This is a genomic window from Sphingomonas segetis, from assembly GCF_009720245.1.
Lineage (GTDB): Bacteria > Pseudomonadota > Alphaproteobacteria > Sphingomonadales > Sphingomonadaceae > Sphingomicrobium > Sphingomicrobium segetis.
This window is the reverse complement of sequence record NZ_WJSQ01000170.1, coordinates 1-5,073: the sequence shown is the minus strand read 5'-3', so window position 1 is coordinate 5,073 and position 5,073 is coordinate 1. Positions and strand designations below refer to the sequence as shown.

General features: G+C 64.1%; 9 protein-coding genes. All 9 read left to right on the top strand.

Going from position 1 to position 5,073, the window contains the following annotated elements; translation table 11 throughout:
• On the top strand, window positions 1-704 hold a 704-nt coding region (locus GH737_RS12815), incomplete at its 5' end, for a CHAT domain-containing protein (protein WP_155265195.1).
• A 45-nt stretch (window positions 705-749) separates the two neighbouring features.
• Window positions 750-1,586, top strand: a complete 837-nt coding sequence (locus tag GH737_RS12810; RefSeq protein ID WP_155265194.1) for a peptidoglycan-binding domain-containing protein — start codon at window positions 750-752, stop codon at window positions 1,584-1,586.
• 250 nt (window positions 1,587-1,836) lie between these two features.
• Window positions 1,837-2,361 carry a DNA/RNA non-specific endonuclease gene (locus GH737_RS12805; protein ID WP_155265193.1) on the top strand — a complete coding sequence of 175 codons (525 nt, stop codon included), beginning with the start codon at window positions 1,837-1,839 and terminating at the stop codon, window positions 2,359-2,361.
• A gap of 30 nt (window positions 2,362-2,391) precedes the next feature.
• A complete protein-coding gene (locus GH737_RS12800; protein WP_155265192.1) occupies window positions 2,392-2,712 on the top strand; it encodes a hypothetical protein in 321 nt (106 codons plus the stop codon).
• A gap of 38 nt (window positions 2,713-2,750) precedes the next feature.
• Window positions 2,751-3,290 (top strand): DUF4329 domain-containing protein, encoded by a 540-nt coding sequence (locus GH737_RS12795; protein WP_155265191.1) that lies wholly within the window; start codon window positions 2,751-2,753, stop codon window positions 3,288-3,290.
• 83 nt (window positions 3,291-3,373) lie between these two features.
• Window positions 3,374-3,631, top strand: a complete 258-nt coding sequence (locus GH737_RS12790; protein ID WP_155265190.1) for a hypothetical protein — start codon at window positions 3,374-3,376, stop codon at window positions 3,629-3,631.
• 79 nt (window positions 3,632-3,710) lie between these two features.
• Window positions 3,711-4,286: a PAAR domain-containing protein gene (locus GH737_RS12785; protein WP_155265189.1), complete on the top strand. Its 576-nt coding sequence runs from the start codon at window positions 3,711-3,713 to the stop codon at window positions 4,284-4,286.
• A complete protein-coding gene (locus tag GH737_RS12780) occupies window positions 4,283-4,756 on the top strand; it encodes a DUF4123 domain-containing protein (protein WP_155265188.1) in 474 nt (157 codons plus the stop codon). Before GH737_RS12785 ends, GH737_RS12780 begins: the two co-directional genes overlap by 4 nt.
• A complete protein-coding gene (locus tag GH737_RS15405; RefSeq protein WP_196233166.1) occupies window positions 4,753-4,974 on the top strand; it encodes a hypothetical protein in 222 nt (73 codons plus the stop codon). The genes GH737_RS12780 and GH737_RS15405 overlap by 4 nt, the downstream gene beginning before the upstream one ends.
• The last annotated feature ends 99 nt before the right edge of the window (window positions 4,975-5,073 follow it).

Genomic DNA, 5,073 nt, shown 5'->3' with positions numbered 1-5,073 from the left:
AGGTCGGGGATCTCTGCTATGCCGATTCGGCGGCGCTGCGCGAGCTTGCCGCGAGCGCACCGCCGATCCCGGCGGCGGAAGTGCGGATGGCCGCCGCCGCGCTCGGCGATCCCAATGCCCCGCTCGTCACCCAGGCCGCGTTCACCGATGACGCGGTCGAGAACATGACCGACCTCGGAGACTATGCGATCCTCCATTTCGCCACCCACGGGCTTGAGGAGGGCGTTTGGGGATGTCTCAAGTCGCCGCCCGGGCTGGTCACTTCGTTCGGGGACGCCAATTCGGACGGGCTGTTGAGCTTCGACGAGATTGCCGGGCTGCGCCTCGACGCGAACCTCGTCGTGCTCTCCGCCTGCGACACGGGCAGCGGAATCCGCAACCAGGATATCGCTCGGCTGTCGGGGCAGGAGGAAGCCGGCTCGACGCTCGAAGGGCTGGTGCGGGCATTCCTGACGGCGAACGCAAGGGCAGTTCTAGCGACCCATTGGGAAGTGCCGGTGACCGAAGGCACGCCGGAGCTGATGGAGCGCTTCTATACGTCGGCGCGCACGGCCGACATCGGCACCTCGCTCGAAACTGCGAAGCGCGGGCTGATGGCCCAACCCAAATATTCGCACCCGCTCTATTGGGGCGCCTTCTTCATCGTCGGCGACGCAAGGAAATCGGCGCTCGCCACGGCGCCGGTGCAAACGGCGAGCAAGTGAGGATCGTCGAGTGAGCTGAGCTCACATGGTCAAGGGAGGCGTGTAATGCCGTTGTCCTCGCCGAGGTTTAAGGACGAACCTGCGCTCCAGGCCGTGGACTCGGGGTCCCGGGTGCTCAGGGACGGGGTGAGTGGACGCCACGTCCATCTTGTGCAGATGGCATTGATCGATCTCGGCTTCGCAATGCCTCGTTCGACGACGAGCACCCACTTCAGCCCTGACGGTATCTATGGCCGTGAGACAACGGATGTGGTGAAGGCGTTCCAGCGCTCGAACCCGCCGCTGACGGTCGACGGTCAGATCGGCCCACAGACGATGCGCGCGCTCGACGCGCGCTTCCCCCGGTTCACCCACCGGGTCAACCTGCACTTCCGCTCGTTGTCGCTGTCTGACGTGCCGTTCAACCGCATGATGTCGAGTATCGAACGGGTGTACGCCCAATATTCGATCGACGCGCGCTTCGCTTCAGGGGAGTCGCTTAGCCTCTCCGAGGACGAGCAGAACCGCTTCACCGTCATCGACCAGAATTGCGATTGGAGCATGGAAAGTGGCGAGTTCGCCGAGCTCGAGCAAATGGGCACCAGGGTGCCCCCGCACGATGTCGCGGTCTACATCGTCAACCGCTTCCAGGAGGGCGACGTCCTGGGCTGCGGCGGCCATGCCGCGACCAGGCCGGCGTGCGCGGTCACTCACGACTGCAGCCGCTGGGACCCCGCGCACGAGGTCGGTCACGTCCTGCTGACCTCGACCTTCTCGCCGGTCCACGCCAACGATCAGCGCAACCTCATGTTTCCAACCTCGAGCAACGGCGGGACACCGCTGACGCTCACCGACAAGCAACTCGCCCGCATCCGCACGAGCCCGCTGTGCCGGACGATTTGAGGGCGTGCGCCATGGCCCAGGTTGGTGGATACGTAAGGCACGATCGAGCTGATGGAGCGCTTCTACACGTCCGGGCGCACGGCCGACATCGGCACCTCGCTCGAGACAGCGAAGCGCGCCCAATCCGAATATTCGCACCCGCTCTACTGACGCGCCTTCTTCATCGTCGGCGACGCGCCGAAGTCGGCGCTGGCCACGGCGAGAAAGTAGGCGCCAGGTCAACAAGTGCGATCAGCACTATCGAGGGGTTATGGTCAGCTACGACGATCTTACAAGTATCGTGACATCGATGCCGAAGGGCTCGACGCAATGGCAGGACATCGTCGCCAGATTGATTGATAGATGGGTCGATGACTATGCCTTGGCTATCCGCAATCCGGATCTCGTGGAGACAGAATCGACGGGCTTCTCATACCTGTTCGATATTGCGGCAGGGCAGCTGCTCGCCGCTTGGGGGGTCAGCCACGGGCGCCACGGTGAGGATCGCGATGCCAGTCGAATGGCGGGTCATCCGCTGAGCGCCGGCCCGCATTACCATCGGGGGCATGCCATTCCCCATCGGCTTGGCGGTGGCACGGACATCAACCTCGTGCCGCAGCTCGGCAGAATCAACATAGGGGATTTCCGAAGGCTCGAGAATCAGGCGGTGGCGAATGACGGCGCCTTGTATTTTACCTATTGGCACTACCGGGCGAACTGGGCGCGGCCTGTTGCGGCGGACCAAGGACTGCTGATCGCCGGCAGCAGTGCAACCATCATTCCTCACGCCAATTAGTTGCGACAGCCGTGACCAGCTGCTGCCCCGATGCATGATATCAGCACGACGACGATGAGCGCCTTGCAGCAACGCTGTGACGAAGGATTCGTCGTACGGCTATTGGGGTTTCTTCAGCAACGGTTCGATCCGCGCATCGAGCCGCAATTCGTCAAGCAAGCCGTGGGTCGCGGTCGCGGATGCGGGATTTCGAGCGAACAGGACCTTGCGACGCTCGCGAGCATTCTTTGGGCTGCTCAACATTTGCCGGGCGACCCCGGGTGGTGCGCAGGGATTCTCGAGGACGGTGGAACCGACCCTTCGGAGAAACTTGAACGACTGAAGAAGGGAATTCGAGTGAGAAGCGGGTGACGAAATCGCGATGTGCTACATAGCCGCCGATCATCGCCATGCTTGAGGCATTGGAGAGCATCTGGCGCGATATCGTCGAGTTTTTCTCGCCGTCGCCGCCAGAGCCGGTCGCGCGCTGCACGGCCGCTCCGCAGACGCCGGACCGCGGACCGCACGCGTCGGCAGATGATGCTGCACGTGCCGCACTGGACTATTCCAATCCCAGATCGATCGCTGCCAACCGGGAATATGGCGGGCTCATCTATCGCGACGCCTTCGGCCAATATTTCTTCTCCGGTCCCGTCGTCGGCGGCGATGCCGGAGTGAACCCGAGCGACGCCGGGGTGCCGCCCGGTGGTCAGCAGGTCGGCGACTATCATACCCACGCCGACTATTCGACGCAGGATGCGAGTGGCGGGGCAGTACGCACGTCGGATCCGGCGCGCGATGACTACAACAGCGATCATTTCTCCGGAACCGATTACGACGGAATCACCAGCGACGGTGCCGGCAAGGACGAATATCGCGGTTATCTCGGAACTCCGTCCGGTACGTACCGCTATTTCGACCCTCACTCCGGCGACGAGGGCACATTATGAGGTGGTCCAGCAGACTGTGGGCAGAGGCGGCGATGATCTTCGCGGCAGTTCCACTGGCCGCCACCTCAGGCAAAGGAAAGCCCATGCCTCAAATCCAACACATCGATCCGATGAGCGGCGCCAATTACCCTGCGATCGAGAAGGCGGTTTCGCGTTTGCGGGAGCGCGGTCTCAAGGTCGACGATTATGAAATCAAGCTGCTTCGGAAGGACGACAATCTGATCGTGATATTCGTCGACCCGGACCGCCCACCCGGAATGCGTGGATCGTCCGGGAAACCCGGCTTCGAGGTAGAGATGAGTCCGGACCTGCATGTCGTCCGCGAAAACTTCGCCCGATAGCGGCCGGAGGCAATGACTTCTCCCGAATCAGTGATAGGTTCAACCGGCGTGACCGCCTGACGAAAGTCGAGGTTCCGAGATGGGCAAACCCGCCGCCAGAGTGACCGACATGCACGTCTGCCCGATGGTGACGGGGCTGGTGCCGCATGTCGGCGGGCCGATCATTCCGCCGTGCCAGCTCAACGTTCTGACCTGCATGATGCCGCAGGCGCGGATTAGCGACATGGCGATCTGCGTCGGGCCGATCGACATGATTATCCAGGGCTCTCCGACCGTTCTTGTCGGCAAGCTTCCAGCGGCACGCATGGGCGACATGACGGCGCATGGCGGCGTGATCGTCACCGGCTGCTTCACCGTGCTGATCGGTGAGGTCGGTGCCGGCGGTGGCGGCGGCGGTGGCGGCGGCGCGGGCGCGGGCGGCCCCGGCGCGGGCTTCGACATCGCGGCCCAGGCCAAAGCGTTCATCGGAGCGCTCACCGAAGGCAAATATTTTCCGCGTCCGGCCGAGCAGGCCAAGACGTTCAAGGCTGCAGCGAAAAGCGGCGCGCCTTTCTGCGAGCGCTGCGCCAACATCGCCGCCGCCGCTGCCGAGGCTGCTCGCAAGTTGGCGCCTGGAATCGGCAAAGCGGCCGGGGACGCGGTCCGCAAGCAATGACCTGGTACGCGCTCGTCGATACCGCGCAGGACGCCGATCTGCACGGCCTCGTCAAGCAATCGCGGCAGCACGACTGCCTGTTTTCGGGCGACGTTCCGCACGTCCTTGCCACCGCCTCCCCGCACCTCGTGCTCGCCGACCGCCGCGAGCCGCTGATGAAGGCCTGGCAGGAGCGCGGCCGCGCCTGCAACTGGGGCATCTTCTGCGAGAGCGCGCTCGATCTCGACGGGCTCCGGCGGCACTTCAAGAAGTTCCTCAACGCGCAGCTGCCGGACGGCACCATCGCGCTGTTCCGGTTCTACGATCCGCGCGTGTTCAACACCTACATCCAGGCTTGCACACCGGAGGAGCGTGCGCCCTGGTTCAGGGGCGTCACGCAGTTCCTCGTCGAAGCCGACGACCGCGTGCGACACACCTATAGGCTGCAGGGCGGCGTCCTGTTCGACGGCGAGCGGGCCGTGCCGGCATGAGCGCGCAATCCGTGAGCGGCTGGCGCCGGGTCTTGCCATTCGCCGTGCTGATCGCCGCGGCCGCGCTATGCATGCTGATCCTGTGGGCGGGTCCGCGCATCACGGGCCTGGTAATCTCCGCGTTCCAGAACAGCACGCAGCGTGTCGACGATGCCATCGGGACGGTCGTCATCTTCGGATTGATCCTCGCGGGGGGACTGGCCGGCGCGGCGGCGTGATGGTCGAGCCCGGCCTGTGGGAATCGAAGGTCACGGTTCACGAGATGAACATCCCCGGCATGCCGCCGGAGTTCGCGCAGAAGATGAAGCAGACGATGG